At 44.0% G+C, this 17,157-nt stretch carries 15 protein-coding genes; 8 read left to right on the forward strand and 7 right to left on the reverse strand.

All coding sequences use genetic code 11. The annotated features are described in order from the left end of the window. Window positions 1–660 (forward strand): CoA transferase subunit B, encoded by a 660-nt coding sequence (locus AC6H1S_RS07185; RefSeq protein ID WP_199141104.1) that lies wholly within the window; start codon window positions 1–3, stop codon window positions 658–660. 615 nt (window positions 661–1,275) lie between these two features. Here AC6H1S_RS07185 and AC6H1S_RS07190 read toward each other — a convergent pair. Further along, window positions 1,276–1,911, reverse strand: coding sequence for a uridine kinase family protein (locus tag AC6H1S_RS07190; protein ID WP_497565680.1), 636 nt, complete (start codon window positions 1,909–1,911; stop codon window positions 1,276–1,278). Continuing rightward, window positions 1,901–3,247 carry a LysM peptidoglycan-binding domain-containing protein gene (locus tag AC6H1S_RS07195; RefSeq protein WP_497565681.1) on the reverse strand — a complete coding sequence of 449 codons (1,347 nt, stop codon included), beginning with the start codon at window positions 3,245–3,247 and terminating at the stop codon, window positions 1,901–1,903. The genes AC6H1S_RS07190 and AC6H1S_RS07195 overlap by 11 nt, the downstream gene beginning before the upstream one ends. Before the next feature lie 173 nt (window positions 3,248–3,420). Between AC6H1S_RS07195 and AC6H1S_RS07200 the strand changes: the two genes are divergently transcribed. Together AC6H1S_RS07200 and AC6H1S_RS07205 are read left to right on the forward strand one after the other, a co-directional pair. After that, window positions 3,421–3,900 carry a Dps family protein gene (locus tag AC6H1S_RS07200; protein ID WP_199141816.1) on the forward strand — a complete coding sequence of 160 codons (480 nt, stop codon included), beginning with the start codon at window positions 3,421–3,423 and terminating at the stop codon, window positions 3,898–3,900. A 165-nt stretch (window positions 3,901–4,065) separates the two neighbouring features. Next, on the forward strand, window positions 4,066–5,901 hold the full coding sequence (locus AC6H1S_RS07205) for a UbiD family decarboxylase (protein WP_497565682.1): 1,836 nt from the start codon (window positions 4,066–4,068) through the stop codon (window positions 5,899–5,901). 95 nt (window positions 5,902–5,996) lie between these two features. Here AC6H1S_RS07205 and AC6H1S_RS07210 read toward each other — a convergent pair whose 3' ends face one another. After that, entirely contained in the window at window positions 5,997–7,520 is a 1,524-nt protein-coding gene (locus tag AC6H1S_RS07210; protein ID WP_199141814.1) for an OmpP1/FadL family transporter, read from the reverse strand. A gap of 28 nt (window positions 7,521–7,548) precedes the next feature. After that, window positions 7,549–8,502, reverse strand: coding sequence for a hypothetical protein (locus AC6H1S_RS07215; RefSeq protein ID WP_497565683.1), 954 nt, complete (start codon window positions 8,500–8,502; stop codon window positions 7,549–7,551). 161 nt (window positions 8,503–8,663) lie between these two features. On the opposite strand from AC6H1S_RS07215, the gene proS reads away from it, so the two are divergent. The 4 genes from proS (at window position 8,664) to AC6H1S_RS07235 (ending at window position 13,000) form a co-directional block, all read left to right on the forward strand. Beyond that, window positions 8,664–10,136, forward strand: a complete 1,473-nt coding sequence (proS, locus tag AC6H1S_RS07220) for a proline--tRNA ligase (protein WP_497565684.1) — start codon at window positions 8,664–8,666, stop codon at window positions 10,134–10,136. Between the two features lie 103 nt (window positions 10,137–10,239). Then, entirely contained in the window at window positions 10,240–10,929 is a 690-nt protein-coding gene (locus tag AC6H1S_RS07225; protein ID WP_497565685.1) for a hypothetical protein, read from the forward strand. A gap of 77 nt (window positions 10,930–11,006) precedes the next feature. Continuing rightward, the gene (locus tag AC6H1S_RS07230) at window positions 11,007–12,146 is read left to right on the forward strand and encodes a cystathionine gamma-synthase (RefSeq protein WP_497565686.1); all 1,140 of its coding nucleotides are present in this window, start codon (window positions 11,007–11,009) and stop codon (window positions 12,144–12,146) included. Beyond that, window positions 12,146–13,000 (forward strand): TIGR02757 family protein, encoded by an 855-nt coding sequence (locus AC6H1S_RS07235; protein WP_497565687.1) that lies wholly within the window; start codon window positions 12,146–12,148, stop codon window positions 12,998–13,000. Before AC6H1S_RS07230 ends, AC6H1S_RS07235 begins: the two co-directional genes overlap by 1 nt. 111 nt (window positions 13,001–13,111) lie before the next feature. On the opposite strand, the gene AC6H1S_RS07240 is transcribed toward AC6H1S_RS07235, so the two are convergent. Then, entirely contained in the window at window positions 13,112–13,741 is a 630-nt protein-coding gene (locus tag AC6H1S_RS07240) for a M949_RS01915 family surface polysaccharide biosynthesis protein (protein WP_497565688.1), read from the reverse strand. A 240-nt stretch (window positions 13,742–13,981) separates the two neighbouring features. Here AC6H1S_RS07240 and AC6H1S_RS07245 point away from each other — a divergent pair, with 240 nt between their 5' ends. After that, entirely contained in the window at window positions 13,982–14,491 is a 510-nt protein-coding gene (locus tag AC6H1S_RS07245; protein WP_497565689.1) for a YdeI/OmpD-associated family protein, read from the forward strand. Between the two features lie 106 nt (window positions 14,492–14,597). Here AC6H1S_RS07245 and AC6H1S_RS07250 read toward each other — a convergent pair whose 3' ends face one another. Beyond that, window positions 14,598–15,347, reverse strand: a complete 750-nt coding sequence (locus AC6H1S_RS07250; RefSeq protein WP_199141574.1) for a polyprenol monophosphomannose synthase — start codon at window positions 15,345–15,347, stop codon at window positions 14,598–14,600. Between the two features lie 124 nt (window positions 15,348–15,471). After that, on the reverse strand, window positions 15,472–17,112 hold the full coding sequence (locus tag AC6H1S_RS07255) for a peptide MFS transporter (protein WP_497565690.1): 1,641 nt from the start codon (window positions 17,110–17,112) through the stop codon (window positions 15,472–15,474). Between the last annotated feature and the right edge of the window lie 45 nt (window positions 17,113–17,157).

Below are 17,157 nucleotides of genomic sequence, written 5' to 3' on the forward strand. Positions count from 1 at the left end.
ATGTTAGATAAAAACGGAATAGCGAAAAGAATCGCTAAAGAAATCAAAGACGGTTATTATGTAAACTTGGGTATTGGCATCCCTACTTTGGTAGCCAATTATATTCCTGAAGGCATCAATGTGGTGTTGCAGTCGGAAAATGGCCTGTTGGGTATGGGACCATTTCCTTTTGAGGGGGAAGAAGATCCAGATCTGATCAATGCCGGCAAGCAAACCATTACCACTTTGCCAGGTTCTTCGATCTTTGATTCGGCCATGAGTTTTGGGATGATCAGGGCACAAAAAATAGACCTGACCATTTTGGGCGCCATGGAAGTTTCTGAACACGGCGATATTGCCAATTGGAAAATTCCGGGTAAAATGGTGAAGGGAATGGGGGGCGCCATGGATTTGGTAGCTTCGGCCAAAAACATTATTGTAGCCATGCAGCACGTCAACAAGGCGGGAGAGAGCAAACTGTTGCCCTCATGCACCTTGCCTTTAACCGGCGTAAAATGCATCAAAAAAATCGTGACTGAATTAGCCGTTTTAGATGTGTTGCCTGAAGGGGGCTTTAAGCTGTTGGAACGTGCACCTGGGGTAAGCGTAGATTTTATCAGAAACGCTACTGCAGGCAAACTCTTTGCCAGCGACGATATACCTGAAATGGTGATTGACTAAATCGAATCGCTTTGTTCTACATTAAGGAATGAATCATGTTTTGCCACAGATTACCGGATTTCAGGCGGTTTGATTTTGCCATGAAGGCCTTAGTGATTTGTTTTTTTATTGGTGCGCCATCAAATTTTTCGAATTTCAAACCGTAAAGCCATTACCTGATGCCATAAAAGTCTCATTACCCTTAATTCCTTAATGGTTGGTTCTATGGGAACATCGATTGCGGTCGTGTTTGCCACAGATTGCCGGATTTCAGTCGGTTTGATTTTGCCATGAAGGCTTTAGGGATTTGTTTTTTTGTTGGTGCGCCATCAAATTTTTCGAATTTCAAACCGTAAAACCATTACCTGATGCCATAGAATGCTTATTGCCCTTAATTCCTTAATGGTTGGTTCTATGGGAACACCGATTGCGGTCGTGTTTGCCACAGATTACCGGATTTCAGTCGGTTTGATTTTGCCATGAAGGCCTTAGGAATTTGTTTTTTTATTGGTGTACCATCAAATTTTTCGAATTTCGAACCGTAAAGCCATAACCTAAACTATCAGCCCAATAAAGCCTAATCAGCCTTAATTTCTTAATGGCTAAGCAACAAAAAAACGCTAAAGTTGTAAGTAATCAGCAAAACTTCGCCTTTAGCTCTGCAGAAATTTCTTCGGTAACTCTAATGATATCGTCGGGTGTATCAAGGTTGTTCAATACCACCTTGTTGCAGCTTTCTCTGTATGGCAATAAAAATTCTTTATAGGCTGGTACCACGTGGTTGTTCCATTTATAAAGCACATCATCTTCAGGATAGCCTCTTTCCATGCCATCGCGCTTTATGCGGCGTTTCAGGGCAACCTCTTCATCGGCTTCGATAAAGATGCGCAGATTCAGTAGATCGGCTATTTCCTTAAAATGCAGAATGAAAAGCCCCTCAACAATGATAATAGGGGCAGGATTGATCTCCAAAATCTTGACCACAGCCAATGGATTGTTGAAATTGTATTCCTTTTTATAAACTACTTCGCCTTTGATCAGTTTTTTGATGTCGATCAGAAACTGTTCGTCGTCAATGGTTGAAGGCAGGTCGAAATTGTAGAGTTTGTTTTCTTCCTGGGTCATTTCGCCGGCAGGAATATAATAATCGTCTTGAGAGAGGAGCGTTACTTCATCGTTTTTAAAATGGTGAAGAAAACTGTTCAGAAAAAATGTTTTGCCTGAGCCGCTACCTCCTGCAATGCCGATGATCAATGGGCTTTTATTGTTCATTATCTTGAGCGCCGTAGTTTATATTACAAAAAAATCTTTTATCCAAAGCACCAACAGCATCTGCTACTGCTTTTGTCATTACAATGATAACATCTTTTGTGGATTCATTCTCTGTAAATTTACCAACAACCTTGGCAAAGGCAGATCGGTTGCTCATCGGGTTGGTTACCTTGATGATGGTGCCGATAGGGGCCGTGCGGTGCAATACCAGCATTTTGCTAGGGTCTAAATCATTGTCGGTAATCCATAGCGCCGTACCTTTCTCTTCGTATTGAGTGATGCCAAATTTGCTTGGCGAGCCTTTAAAAGAAGGGTCTTTGAGCGTATTCGGATTGGCTTCCGAGGCCTGGTCTTCATCAGAAAGCGCAGCCACTGGTTTGGCTCCCCTAATTATCAGCTTCTGACCCGTAGTTAGGTCGTTCGATGCCAAATTGTTCCAGGTTTTAAGCTGAAAAGTGGTTAGGCTGTACTTTTTGGCAATGGTATAAATGGTTTCGCCTGCAACTACCGTATGCTCAAATCCACCATCGGTGTTGGCAGGGCTTGGCGGGGTTGCTACCTCTTCTGTTTTTTTCTGTTTGCTTTTTACCGGAGGCGCTTCCACTACTTTTGGAGTCTCAACGGGTGCTGCTGCTGGCGTAGCATCGCCATTCGCTGAAGGGATTCTAAGCACCTGTCCGATTTGCAGGTTACTCGAAGTCAAACCGTTTAGCTTTTTGATTTCGTCAACCGTAGTGCCATATTTCTCGGCCAGCATATTCAGGTTTTCCTTGGCTTTGATGGTATGCGAAATATTGCCTGTACTTTCTGTATTGGCAGTATTGCTCGCCACGGTTTTTGTAGGCTGGGCCACAACTGCCGGAGTTTCTTCTATTGGAGCGCTACCGTTTGCAGGGATCTTCAATTGCTGTCCGATTTGCAGGTTGTTCGAACTTAGTCCGTTGATCCTTTTAATTTCGTTTACCGTGGTGCCGTATTTTTCGGCCAGCATATTCAGGTTGTCTTTGGCTTTAATCGTATAGGTGATGAGGGCGCCATTGTCGGTATGACTGCCGATGACAGGTGTTGGCGCTGCTGCAAAAGGAATTTCGGTAGGTACCTTGACCACTACGCCAATCTGAAGGAACTTGCTGTCGTTAAAAGACATGATGTCTTTGTAGTTAACATTATAGCGACGGGCAATAGAGTAGTAGGTTTCTTTGGCTTCTACTTTGTGCAGGATCAGTTTTTTTCCTTTGTAATTCTCCACACCGATCGAATCGATAGCTGTATTGGCGTGGGCAACAGATACTTGAAGGAGCAGCGCAATGATAAATAGTTTATATAGCTTATACATTAAATCTTAGCAATTTTGAAACACAATTATACGAATAATATGCTTATAGGTAGATGAATGTTATAAAAACGGTACGATGATATTTCTATTGCCCCTAAAAACTATTTTTAAAAACCATTTTAATCGTGCTTTGTTGTATCAGTACAAAAATTAACCTTCAAATAGAAAATACCATGGATGCAAAAGAAATCAGCCTTAGTGAAAAACAAGTAAAACCAGTAGTTGACATGCTTAACGATTACCTGGCCAACTACCATATCCACTATCAAAAATTAAGGGGATGCCATTGGAACGTAAAAGGGCAGAACTTTTTTACGTTGCACATCAAGTTCGAAGAACTGTATACCAATGCGCAGCTCACCATCGACGAAATTGCCGAGCGTGTACTTACCTTGGGCAAACCGCCGCACAGCCGTTTTGCCGATTATATCAAGGAATCGCAAATTAAGGAAATCAATACCATTGGCATGAACGATATGGCTATGGTGGAAGCCATTTTAGACGATATGGCCAAACTGATCGAGCTGGAAAGAGAACTGCTTGAGGCTACTGACAAGGCTGGCGACGATGGCTCGAACGATATGGTGAACCGTTTTATGCAGTTCAAGGAAAAAAATACCTGGATGTTGCGTTCTTTCGCTGGCAAGAAGTAAACAGCCAATACTTAATCAAAAATCCCCGTTTCAACCAAGCGGGGATTTTTTGTTTGCCTTCATGCCTGGCTACATGATGAGCTGCAAACGCCCAACCGAAAACTTACGGATAGGCTACTGGCCAATAGCTATCGACTAACAGACTAATTTCTTACTTTTGTATCAATGGGATATCGAAATTTAGCCGAATGTATTGCCGACCTGGAAAAACATGGTCATCTGATAAGGATAAAAGAAGAAGTTGATCCGTACCTGGAAATGGCTGCTATCCATTTAAGGGTTTATGAAAAACAGGGGCCGGCTTTGTTGTTCGAAAATGTAAAAGGAAGCCCATTCAAAGCCGTTTCAAATCTGTTCGGCACCTTAGAACGCTCCAAATTCATGTTTAGAGACAGCTTGCCTAAGGTAGAACAATTAGTTGCATTGCGCTCCGATCCCATTAAGGCATTAAAAAATCCATTTAAATATATTGGCTCAGGTTTAACGGCATTATCGGCTTTGCCTTTAAAACAGTCGCTTTTTAAAAGCACATTTCAAAAAACAAGCATCAGCAGCTTGCCCCAAATTGTAAACTGGCCAATGGATGGCGGGCCGTTTATTACCATGCCACAGGTGTTTACGGAAGATATGGATAAACCCGGTGTGATGAATGCCAATGTGGGCATGTATCGCATCCAGCTGGCGGGCAACGATTATGTGCAGGATAAGGAAATTGGATTGCACTATCAGATCCACAGGGGGATTGGCGTGCACCAAACCAAAGCCAATGCCAAAGGCCAGCCATTAAAGGTAAGCATCTTTGTAGGCGGTCCGCCGTCGCACCCGCTTGCCGCGGTAATGCCGTTGCCCGAAGGGCTTTCTGAACTCACTTTTGCAGGTGCCTTAGGCAACAGGCGCTTCAGGTATTTTTATGATGAAGAAGGGTTTTGCATCTCTGCTGATGCCGATTTTGTGATCACCGGAACGGTATATCCCCACGAAAACAAGCCAGAAGGGCCTTTTGGCGATCATTTGGGCTACTATAGTCTCACACATCCCTTCCCTTTAATGAAGGTGCACAACGTTTACCATAAAAAAGATGCGATATGGTCGTTTACGGTAGTGGGCAGGCCACCTCAGGAAGATACTAGCTTTGGCGCTCTGATACACGAAATTACCGGTTCGGCCATTCCGCAGGAAATCCATGGCCTCAAAGAAGTAAATGCGGTGGATGCGGCCGGCGTACATCCTTTGTTGTTCGCCATTGGAAGCGAGCGCTACACACCCTATTTAAAAGAGCGCAAGCCACAGGAGATTTTAACTATTGCCAATCATATTTTGGGCAAAAACCAGCTGAGTTTGGCCAAATACCTCTTTATAGTGGCGAAGGAAGATGACGAAAGCCTTAGCACCAACAATATCGCAGGTTTCATGAATCATGTTTTAGAACGGATAGACCCGAGCAGGGACATGCATTTTTATACGAATACGACGATTGATACGCTCGATTATTCTGGCGATGGACTGAATGCAGGATCGAAAGTGGTCTTTGCCGTGGCAGGCGATAAAAAAAGAACCCTTGTCAACGTATGTCCAGCCGATTTGAATTTGCCAAGTCCATTTGGTGTCAGTCAAATTGCAATTCCTGGAGTTTTGGCGTTGCAGGCCGGTTCTTATGTAGATGCGCAGCAAGCCAAACAAGAAATAGCCAGACTGAAGGAAAGCCTAAAAGCTGTCGATTTAAGCGGTTTGCCCTTGATTGTGCTTTGCGATGATGCCCAATTTACAGCAGCCAATGTAAACAATTTGGTTTGGGTTACTTTTACAAGAAGTAATCCGGCCGCAGATATCGATGGTGTGGATGATTTTACCCGTGATAAACACTGGGGTTGTACAGGCCCGGTAATTATCGATGCCCGCAAAAAGCCTCATCACGCACCTGAGCTGATCAAAGATGCCGAAGTTGAAAAAAAAGTAGATAGGCTAGGGCAAGAAGGTGCTTCGCTTTACGGAATCATCTGAAACTCTTAACGAACAAGGATGTTGAAAGCTCTAAAACATAAAAATCCCGATTGCCATTGGTAACCGGGATTTTTAGTATTAAATAGGTGCTGTGCTTAAAATCTCAAACCTAAGGTTAAGAAAACATTGTTTTTGGTATTTTTAACCTGGGCAACAGGTTCTGCACCATTACCTAAATTATAAGGCGTAAAATCGTTGTTGGTTTCTACGCGCTGATAGGTTAAATCTACGTAGTAATTGTTTACACGGTAACCCAAGCCACCGCTGTACATTTTGGTATCGAAAACATTATCACTGTCGTTTTTGTAAGGAGAGCCGTTTACGCCGTAACCAGCTCTTAAGCTGAGGTTGTTCAGTTTGTATTCGCCACCAATTCTATAATTTACTGCGCCTTTGTAGTTGCTTCTCACATCGCTGTTGTTGTCGATCATGATATTGCTATCGCCGCTGCTGCCGTTGCTGTTGGTCGAAAATCTGATGCTCGAATAATCAACATAATCAATATCAGCCGAAATCAACGCCTGACCAGCAATGACGTAACTTGCACCAAAAGAACCTTTTAACGGCGTACGTAAATTGTAGGTGAAATCGTAAGTTTGTTTATCTGTTGTGCCTCTAATAGTGCCTCTGTTATCAAGACCTTCGGTATAGCTGTCGTCAATCACAAACCAGGTTGGCGTTTGGATAGTCGCTCCTAGGCGCAAGCCATCTACAGGCTTGAAAATTACACCTACACGTCCGTTTACGCCAGAACCTTTGGTAACTTGGCTTTGGTTGAATAACAGTTTGTAGTTGATGTTGTTACCGGTTAGGTTGCCTGCTGCATCGTACTCGCGGGCACTGCCGCTTTCTTCAAACTGGGCATCACTGTTATATCTCAGGTCGATCAAGCCAATGCTCGCACCAATATAAAACTGGTTGGAGATATTGGCGGCTGCAGAAAAATTGAATTCGGAAACCGAACCCGAACGTACTTCGTTTTTACGCTGAAAATTGAATTGGTTTTTGGTTTGGTCAACAAATGTTTCCGAAAAATAGTTGCCTGCGGCATTGTCAAAGCTAATCAAGTAATTGTCGTAAGCCATTCTTTCTAAGCTGCCTTGAGCCAAGTTGTTCGGTGCAGTTGTTCCTGCCAATTGGGCAAAATAATCGGTAATGGAATTGCGGCCATTCGAACCGGCATAGTTTACTTCCATGCCATAATCGTTGGTTCTGTTATATCCAATACCAAAAACCCCGCTAATCAGTCCCTTTTTGGTATCTTCTCCTTTTTGTCGGTAAGTAGGGGCGAAGAATACGGCACCAATTTGGTTAATGTTCAGTTGGCTTTTGTTGGTTACGTCGTTTTGTCCGAGGTAGCTGGCATTCATGCCGCTTTGGTTAAATTCTGGTGTAAAACCGAATTCAGATTTGGTAAAAAGGCCTAGCCCAGCCGGGTTGCCACCCAAGGAGCTCAAATCGCCACCATTGGCTATCTGGGCATTTCCCATAGCTTTAAATCGGGCGGTACTGCCGTAATTGGTTTGAGAGAAGCGCAAAGCGTCGCTGGCATATTGCGCGTAAGTATTGCTGGTAGTAGCTACTATAGCCACTACTAACAGTGTCAGAATTTTTTTCATTTGTGTTTAAGCTAATTTAGATGGATGATTACCTGCCGCCTCTGGTTGGTCTGCCGCCTCCGCCGCCACCGCCACCGCCACCAGAACTACCACTTGATCCTCGGCTACCGCCACCGCTACTTGATGGCGGAGGAGAACTTTGGGCCGGTGGGTTATAAGTAGGTGCCGGCCTAGATGGGGCCTCGCTTCTGGTAGGTCTTGCATCGGAAGTTGAACCACCTCTGCTTGGTCTGCCGTCGTTAGAACTGCTGGTGCTGTTCGGACGAGAAGTGCCATTGGTTGCTGGGTTATACATTTCGGCTCTGCTTCTGGTAATTACACCATTATTGTTGCCGTTATTAGCTCTTGATGGAACGCCGGATGAAGCGCCTCCACCATAGTAGTTGCCTCTGCTGCCTGCACGGCCTACGCCGTTTTCGCTACCTCTTGAAGGTCTAGACCCATAATTAGGGTTATAGGTACCACGGCCTGCATAGTAGCCGCCACCACCCCCGTACCAGCCACCGCCATAATAAGGGTTTCCATACCAAGAGTAAGGACCCCACCAGCTTCCGTAGTAAGGATTGCCCCAGCCATAGTATGAATATGGGCTGTACCAGTTGTAGTAGTTATAAAAATTGGCGCCTAATGAGAAACCGAAGTAAGGGCCATAAGTTCCATAGCCGTACCACGAGTTGTAGCCATAATAATTGTAGTAAGGATCGTAGTAGCCTCTATAGGGGCTGCCGTAATAGAACCTGTCTATACGCGAAGCATAATCCATATCATAATAGGGATCGCTGTTGGTATACGATGAATTGTCCGCATCGGTTTGTGTTGTTGGTTGAACCGGGTCTGCCTGCTTGTATTCTTTAGCTTTCGCCACGGTACCGTACACATCATCGTCTATGGCACTGTTTTGTGCCAATTTGGGTGTTGAACACGAAGCAACTAGCAGTGCTGTTGCCCCGAGCAAACTGGTGAGTAATTGGTTAGGTTTCATGTGTGTGTATTTAGATTATCAATTGTTTCATGGAATTTGCCGGAGGCTCATTTCATGATATGTGTGTTTTGTTTGTAAGCCCAATTAAATTGTAGCTATAAATTTATAGCTTTGTAAACAACTTTACAAGAAATTTAACACAAAAAACGTTCCAAATAGTTATGAGCAAAGGCATTACAAGCAAAAACGACGATTATTCGCAGTGGTATAACGATATTGTTATAAAGGCAGACTTGGCAGAACACTCTTCGGTAAAAGGCTGTATGGTAATTAAGCCATATGGTTATTCGATCTGGGAGAAAATGCAGGCGGTTTTAGATCACAAATTTAAAGAAACAGGTCACAGCAATGCTTATTTCCCCTTGTTCATCCCTAAATCATACTTTTCTAAAGAAGCTGCGCATGTTGAAGGCTTTGCTACCGAGTGTGCAGTGGTTACTCACTATCGCCTAAAAAACGATGGCAATGGCAATATTATTGTCGACGAAGAGGCTAAACTGGAAGAAGAACTGATTGTTAGGCCAACCTCTGAAACCATCATCTGGAATACCTACAAAGGATGGATCCAATCTTACCGAGATTTACCTTTGCTGATTAACCAATGGGCGAACGTAGTGCGTTGGGAAATGAGGACGCGATTGTTTTTGCGCACTACTGAATTTCTTTGGCAAGAAGGCCATACCGCACATGCTACAGCCGAAGAAGCTATTGCCGAAACCGAAAAAATGCTTGATGTTTATGCCGATTTTGCAGAAAACTGGATGGCAGTTCCGGTAGTAAAGGGTAAAAAAACGCCGACAGAACGTTTTGCAGGTGCTTTAGATACTTATTGCATCGAAGCCTTAATGCAGGATGGAAAAGCCTTGCAGGCCGGTACATCGCACTTTTTAGGGCAAAACTTTGCCAAGGCATTCGATGTGAAATTCACCAACAAAGAAGGTAAGCTCGATCATGTTTGGGCAACTTCTTGGGGCGTATCAACCCGTTTAATGGGAGCCTTGATCATGTCGCACAGTGATGATTCGGGTTTGGTGTTGCCTCCAAAATTGGCGCCTATCCAGGTGGTCATCGTTCCTATCCACAAAGGCGACGAAGAATTGGCCAAAATCTCGACTTTCGTGGACGAGTTGTTGCCAAAGCTGAAAGGATTGGGCATCTCTGTAAAATATGATGACCGCGACAGCCAAAGACCAGGCTTCAAATTTGCTGAATATGAATTGAAAGGCGTTCCGCTGCGTTTGGCCATCGGGGCAAGAGACATGGAGAATGGTACCGTAGAAGTTGCCCGTAGAGATACGAAGGATAAATTTACCGTTCCACAAGAAGGTTTGGACATCTACATTGCACAGTTGCTGGAAGAAATCCAGCAGAACATTTACAACAAGGCGCTGCAGTTCAGAGCCGAGCATGTAACCGAAGTGAATACCTACGACGAATTCAAAACCATATTAGATACCAAAGCCGGCTTTATTTCGGCACATTGGGATGGTACGGCAGAAACCGAAAAGCGAATTAAGGAAGAAACAAAGGCCACCATCAGGTGTATCCCTTTGAACAACAAGCAGGAAGAAGGCGTTTGTATCTTAACCGGAAAGCCATCGATCCAAAGAGTACTGTTTGCAAGGGCCTACTAGTATTGCGATAAGCGTATAGCGTATTGAGATCAGCTAGCAAAGTGTAGTTGATATGTAATTTATCGCTGTACGCACTACTCAATACTCAAATCGAACACAGAAAATGAGCGAAGAAAACTATAAACAGATACTGGGCAAGCTAGAAAGCAAGGCTTCTTTAAAACAGGCCATTTACCGGAGCACAGCCGAGGTATTTGGACAGACCAAGAATATACTTTCAAAGATTGCCACCAGGCTGCATGCCGATTATACGCCGATCGATCCATCGGTAGAGGTGAACTATAAAGAGAACAACCAGTTTGAAGCACAGCTGAAATTTTCTGGCGATATGCTCATGTTGTCAATGCACAGTAATGTTTTTAATTTTGACGAAGCACATTCCATCTTCCAGAGCAATTATGTGAAGGCCGATAAAAGCCTGAGCTATTGTGGCGTGATTTATGTTCACAATTTCCTGGCCGATTCGATCAAGTATAACCGCTTGGCCGACGAAGGCTCGCTGATTGCGCGTATTTTGATCAATAAGGAAAAGCATTTTTTGGTAGAAGGCGAAGGCGCATTGGGCTTTTTGTACGAAGACTTTGAAGCCAACGTAATTACCGAAGAAAAGCTGACCGATATTTTGGAAAGGTCGATTCTTCTTTGTTTAAATACCGATTTGCTGCTGCCGCCTTTTGCGCAGATCAAAGACGTAACGTTGCATCAGAAGCAAACCATGGTGGCCGGTAGCGGCTATCCAACTGGCAAGCGATTAGGTTATTTGTTTAGTTCAGAGATACAACAGAATAGTTAAAACAGCTAGGCGAATGACGTTTGGCGCGAAGCGCTGGGCAACATGGGCCTTATCTTCAATCATCAATAAATTACAGTATGAAATTTGCAACAAAAGCTATCCATGCTGGTCAGGAGCCCGATCCAACAACCGGAGCGGTAATGACCCCAATCTATCAAACCTCAACTTACTGGCAAAAATCGCCAGGCGCGCACAAAGGCTACGAATACTCGAGGGGAACCAACCCTACGCGTAAGGCTTTGGAAGATTGTTTGGCCGCTTTAGAAAACTGTAAATACGGATTAGCCTTTAGCAGTGGTATGGGAGCAACAGATGCGGTTTTGCGTCTGCTAAAACCTGGCGATGAGGTGATTACGGGCAACGACCTTTACGGGGGCTCTTACCGCATTTTTACCAAGATTTACGAAAAGTATGGCATCAAGTTCCATTTTCTGGATTTATCAAAGCCAGAAAATATGGTACCCTATATCAACGAGCGTACCAAATTGGTTTGGATTGAAACGCCAACCAACCCAACCATGCGCATCATCGATATTGCCGGCGTAGCCAAGATTGCCAAAAAACACGACCTATTGCTAACGGTTGACAATACTTTCGCCTCTCCATATTTGCAGAACCCGGCAGATTTGGGCGCAGATATCGTGATGCACTCGGTAACCAAATATATTGGCGGCCACTCTGATGTGGTGATGGGCGCCTTGCTAACCAACAACGAACAGCTGTATAAAGATTTGTTCTTTGTATACAACGCCTGTGGCGCAACGCCAGGCCCGCAAGATTCTTTCTTGGTGCTGAGGGGCATCAAAACCTTGCACCTGCGCATGAAAGCGCATTGCGAGAATGGCGAAAAAGTAGCCCATTACTTAAAAAAACATCCTAAAATTGATAAGATCTATTGGCCGGGCTTTGAAGATCACCCTAACCACGACGTTGCCAAAAAGCAGATGCGCGGTTTTGGGGGCATGGTATCGATTACCTTAAAAGATGCCGATTTGGAAGAAACCTTTAGGGTGGCTTCGCGCTTCAAGGTGTTTTCGCTGGCCGAATCGTTGGGCGGTGTCGAATCGTTGGTTAACCATCCAACCACCATGACCCACGGCTCTATTCCGAAAGAAGAACGCGAAAAAGTTGGCGTAACCGATAATCTTTTGCGTTTGAGCGTTGGTGTGGAGGACATTGAAGACTTATTGGCCGATTTGGAACAAGCTTTGTCTTAATGGAATTTTTGGCACTGAAAGATTTTTTGGACATCAAAGTGGCGCAGTACAATCGCCCCAATTTTATTCCGAACGATCCTATTTGTATTCCGCACCAATACCAGCAAAAACAAGACATAGAAATTGCCGCATTTTTTGCGGCAATTTTAGCTTGGGGCCAGCGTAAAACCATCATCAATAAATGTAACGAGCTTTTGGCGAGGATGGACCACGCGCCGTACGATTTTATGCGCCATCATGGCGACGAAGATTTAAAGGGCTTGCTGGGCTTTAAGCACCGTACCTTTAACGATACCGATCTGCTGTATTTCGTGGCTTTTTTTAAGCAACATTACGAGCAGTCTAACAGTTTGGAAACGGCCTTTTTGCCTCGAAATACTATGATAGCCGATTATTTGCCAGCTTTGGAGCGGCGCGAAGTAGCCATGGCCTCTTCGGCCTGTTTGTTGGATGAAATGGAACCCGGCAGTTTTACGGCCGAAAAGGCACTCAACCATTTCAGGTCGTATTTCTTTAGCCTGCCCGATTACCCGAGAAGAACCATCAAGCATATTTCGTCGCCTTTGCAGAAATCGACTTGCAAGCGCCTCAATATGTTTTTGAGGTGGATGGTGCGCAAAGATCATTGTGGCGTTGATTTTGGCATCTGGAACACCATTCCAGCCAGCGAATTGGTTTGTCCCTGCGATGTGCATGTAGACCGTGTAGCTAGGAAACTCAGACTGATTGAACGCCAGCAAACCGATTGGCAAACGGCCGTAGAGCTGACCTCCAAATTGCGGGAACTCGATCCGCAAGACCCGGTCAAATACGATTTTGCCCTGTTTGGCTTAGGAATAGAAGAGAAGTTTTAATTTATTGGTTCATTAGTGTCATTAGTCATTGCATAGACTCCTGAATTAGGGCGCCGATTTAGCAGTTGCTTTCTTTTAATATGAAGAAATTAAGGAGCATTAAGCTATTTTTTATTGTTTATTCCAAGTTTCAGATTGATACTGTGTCCATAAGGAGAGCACGTGTTTTTTGAAAATAGGCTTTGCGCTAAAAGCGGGATCAAGTTTGTAATCGCCACCCATAAATGTTGTTGCGGTGGCCTTAATTCGAGTATGCCCTCTCAACGCATATTTTTTGTCGCCTTCGTACATGATAATTTTGCTTGACATCGGACTGTAATCGCTACGGCAATTGTTTCTATAAATCATCCACACCTCTGCGATTCCGTTATTGTCTAAATCCGTTATGGCAAATCCTTTATTGATAAAGTAAACTTCTAAATCGAATGGACATTCTTTGTCAAAATCATTGATTTTCCAGAGCAATTTGGCTTCATTTCCCCCCAAGATATAATGATAGGCATACAATGCTGCATCCTTGAAGCCATCGTCGTCTTTTACGGTTTTGCTTTGCATTTTTCCGGTTTCTGTAGCAATTACTACATTTTCGCCTAAGCTATCTGTCCATTTTACAGCGTAGACCGCTTTTCCTTGGTACTTCAGGTTTTTAGGTATTTCGTTCTTGTCAATTTTATCTACCCTTAACTGGGCAAAAGTACAAATGGAAATGAATGAGAAAATAAGCGTTAGTTTGAGTTTCATGCGTTAATGATTGAATAACGAATTTATAGTTAATAGTTGAGTTTAGGCAATAACTTATAGAATTATTTATCGCTGTGTATTTAATCCCTGCTTCCAAAAATAACCGCAAAGAGAAGGAGCGTTCTGCAAACGTATCAAGGGTTTCTATTTCATTTCCTGCCTTCCACCTTTTTTGGTCTTCCAGTTTCAGTCTTTATTATTTTACCCTCAGCCTCCTGCCTAATTTAACTATCTTTAAGCATGATTAATCACCAAGCCGAAATAGAAAAATTCGATGCCATGGGCGAGAAAACGGGCTGGAGTTATGTTTTTATCCCACAGGCGGTGGCCAACCAAATCAAGCCTGGCGAAAAGAAGAGTTTCAGGGTTAAAGGAAAAATAGATGGGGTAGAAATTAGTGGTGTGGCGCTTTTGCCGATGGGCGAAGGCGATTTCATTATCCCGCTAAAGGCCGATTTGCGCAAAAAGCTTAAAAAGGAAGAAGGCGCAACAGTAAGCCTGAGCTTGGTTTTCGATGCTGATTTCAAGATTGAAATGCCCGATGATCTGGAAATTTGCCTGGCCGACGAGGAACGCCTGATGCAGCAATTTTTATCGATGCCCAAATCGCACCTAAACTATTTTATCAATTGGCTAAACTCGGCCAAAACAGAAGCGACGCGTACCAAACGGATCATTATGATTGTAGAGGCCATGGACAAGAAGTATAATTATGGGCAGATGATACGGGAGGCTAGGGCGAAGTCTTAAGACGGGAGCCTATAGTTAATGGCCAATAGTCGATGATAGTAGCCCCAAAGCCTTTAGCCTTTAAGCTCTTCCATCTCTCAAACCTTCTGCTTCTCCTGTTACTTGTTTAACGGTTGTATTTACGGAACCAACTGCTGATTTTCATTTGGATAACGCCCAAAAAGGCCTCCCTGAAAATACGCGTACTCATTTTTGAGGTGCCTTCGGTTCTGTCGGTAAAAATAATAGGCACTTCTACTACTTTAAAGCCATATTTGATGGCTGTAAACTTCATTTCGATCTGAAAGGCATAGCCTACGAACTTGATTTTTTCTGTCGGGATGGTTTCCAATACCTCGCGTCGATAACACTTGAAACCAGCCGTAGCATCCTGGATGTTGATGCGCGTGATGAAACGAACGTACATGGATGCAAAATACGACATCAGCACCCTGCCCATCGGCCAATTCACTACGTTAACGCCTTTAACATACCTTGAACCTATTGCCACATCGGCACCGCCGTTTACAAATTCCGAAACAGGCAAACAGGCTGCCCTTAGCCTCACCAAATCTTCGGGATTGTGCGAGAAGTCGGCATCCATTTCGAAGATATACTGGTAGCTGCGTTTTAATGCCCATTTAAAGCCATGGATATAAGCCGTACCCAAGCCCATTTTGCCTTTGCGTTCTTCGATGTGCAACTGGCCAGGAAAGTCTTGTTGCAGGTGCTTTACAATGCCAGCAGTACCATCGGGAGAGCCGTCGTCAATGATCAGGATTTCAAAAGGTTGGCTGAGCGAAAAAACCTTGCGGATGATCTTCTCAATGTTCTCTTTCTCGTTATAGGTAGGAATGATAACCAGGCTGTCGCGCACTTGCAATGTTGGATTTTAGATTGACGATTTTCGATATGTTTTAAATCAGCGATAAAATTAGCTATTAAAAACCAAAAGCCCGAAATTTCTTTGCGGGCTTTTGGTTAAATGATGTTAAATCTGGTTAATCGATCACGTCTTGGTGCATCATTTTTTGCAGTTTCTTGGTAATCGCAAACAAAATCAGCGAAGCAATACCTGCCATGACCACGAACATGATGAAGAATTCGTACAATGAATTAATCTGGAAGCCCAAAATTGACTGGTATTCAAAAGGAATTTTAAGGTCTTTGAGTTTCGCCAGTTCTTCGGCCGTTGGCACTGCCTGCTTAGCTAAAATGGGTTGTAGGTTAATTCCTGCATCAGCTGCTTTTTTAACTTCGGCTACGCCCGGAGGATAAAGCGCACTTAAAATACCTGCAAGTTTGTTGGCGGCCGCGTTAGCTAAGAACCATACCGCCATCAACAGCGAAGCGAATTTTAACGGTGCCAGTTTGTTTACCAAAGACAGGCCGATTGGCGATAAGCAAAGCTCGCCACAAGTGTGCAGCGCATACATACCTACCAGCCACATCATGCTTACTTTAACCGATGAAGAAACGTCTTTTACGCCAAAGGCGATCCACAAATAGCCAAGGGCCAACAAGAATAGGCCGATAGCCATTTTGGTAGGCGAAGAAGGTTCTTTTTTGCCCAATTTGATCCACAGCCACGCGAACAACGGGGCAAACGATACTACGAAAATTGAATTGAGCGAAGCAAAAATACTAGCAGGAATGGTTACAAAGCCTAAATCGCGTTGGGTTTGTTCTTCGGCAAAGAAGGTAAGCGAGGCGCCGGCTTGCTCAAACGCGCTCCAAAAGAAGACCACAAAAAAAGCAACGATGAAAATTACGCCAATTCGTTGCTTTTCTATATAATTAAGGGTTTTATCAGAGAAAATAATAAAGGCAATAAAAAGCACCGAGGCAATCAGCAGGTAGGTAAGGAAGCTGAAAATCTTGGCATCAACATAAAATAAGCCAATCATTAGTGCTGAAAAGGCGGCCATGCCCAAAACAATCAGTACCGGGTTTGCCGTAGACGGAGCTGCTTCCTTAGGAGCCATGCCCAAAGGTTGTCCGTCTGGAGATACTACATATTCCTTATGGAAGATCAGTTGCACGATTACTCCCAGTAACATTGCCACGCCACCAGCCAAAAATGCCCATTTAAAGTCGAACGCATTGCCGGTATCGCCCAAGAAACCGCAAATAATCGGTCCCAGGGCACCGCCCACGTTAATACCCATATAAAAAATAGTATAGGCGGCATCAGTTCTCCTGTCGCCTTTAGGATAAAGCTGGCCTACCAACGAAGATATATTCGGTTTAAAGAAACCGTTTCCAGCTATCATTAAGCCCAGTCCGGTAAAGAACAGAAAGGTAGATAATCCCCCCGCATTATAGTTAGAAGCACAGAAAAACAGTACAAACTCGCCCAGGGCCATTACCAGGCCGCCAACGATGATCGAGCGTTTATTGCCCCAAAAACGATCGGCAACATAACCCCCAATAAGCGGCGTTAAATACACTAAAGAAGTGTAGCTTCCGTAAAGGTTAGAAGCAAATGCTTTATCGAACAATAGCGCCTTGGTCATGAACAGCACCAAGATGGCCCGCATGCCATAATAGTTGAAGCGCTCCCACATTTCGGTGGCGAACAGCACATAAAGGCCCTTTGGATGTCCCTTGGTGGCCGGGGATTGAATTTCTTCTGAATTCATGGTTTAGATTAGTTTTTAGTTCTGTTAAATTAAAATTAGTCTATT

The sequence above is a fragment of the Pedobacter sp. TM02 genome, assembly GCF_059705275.1.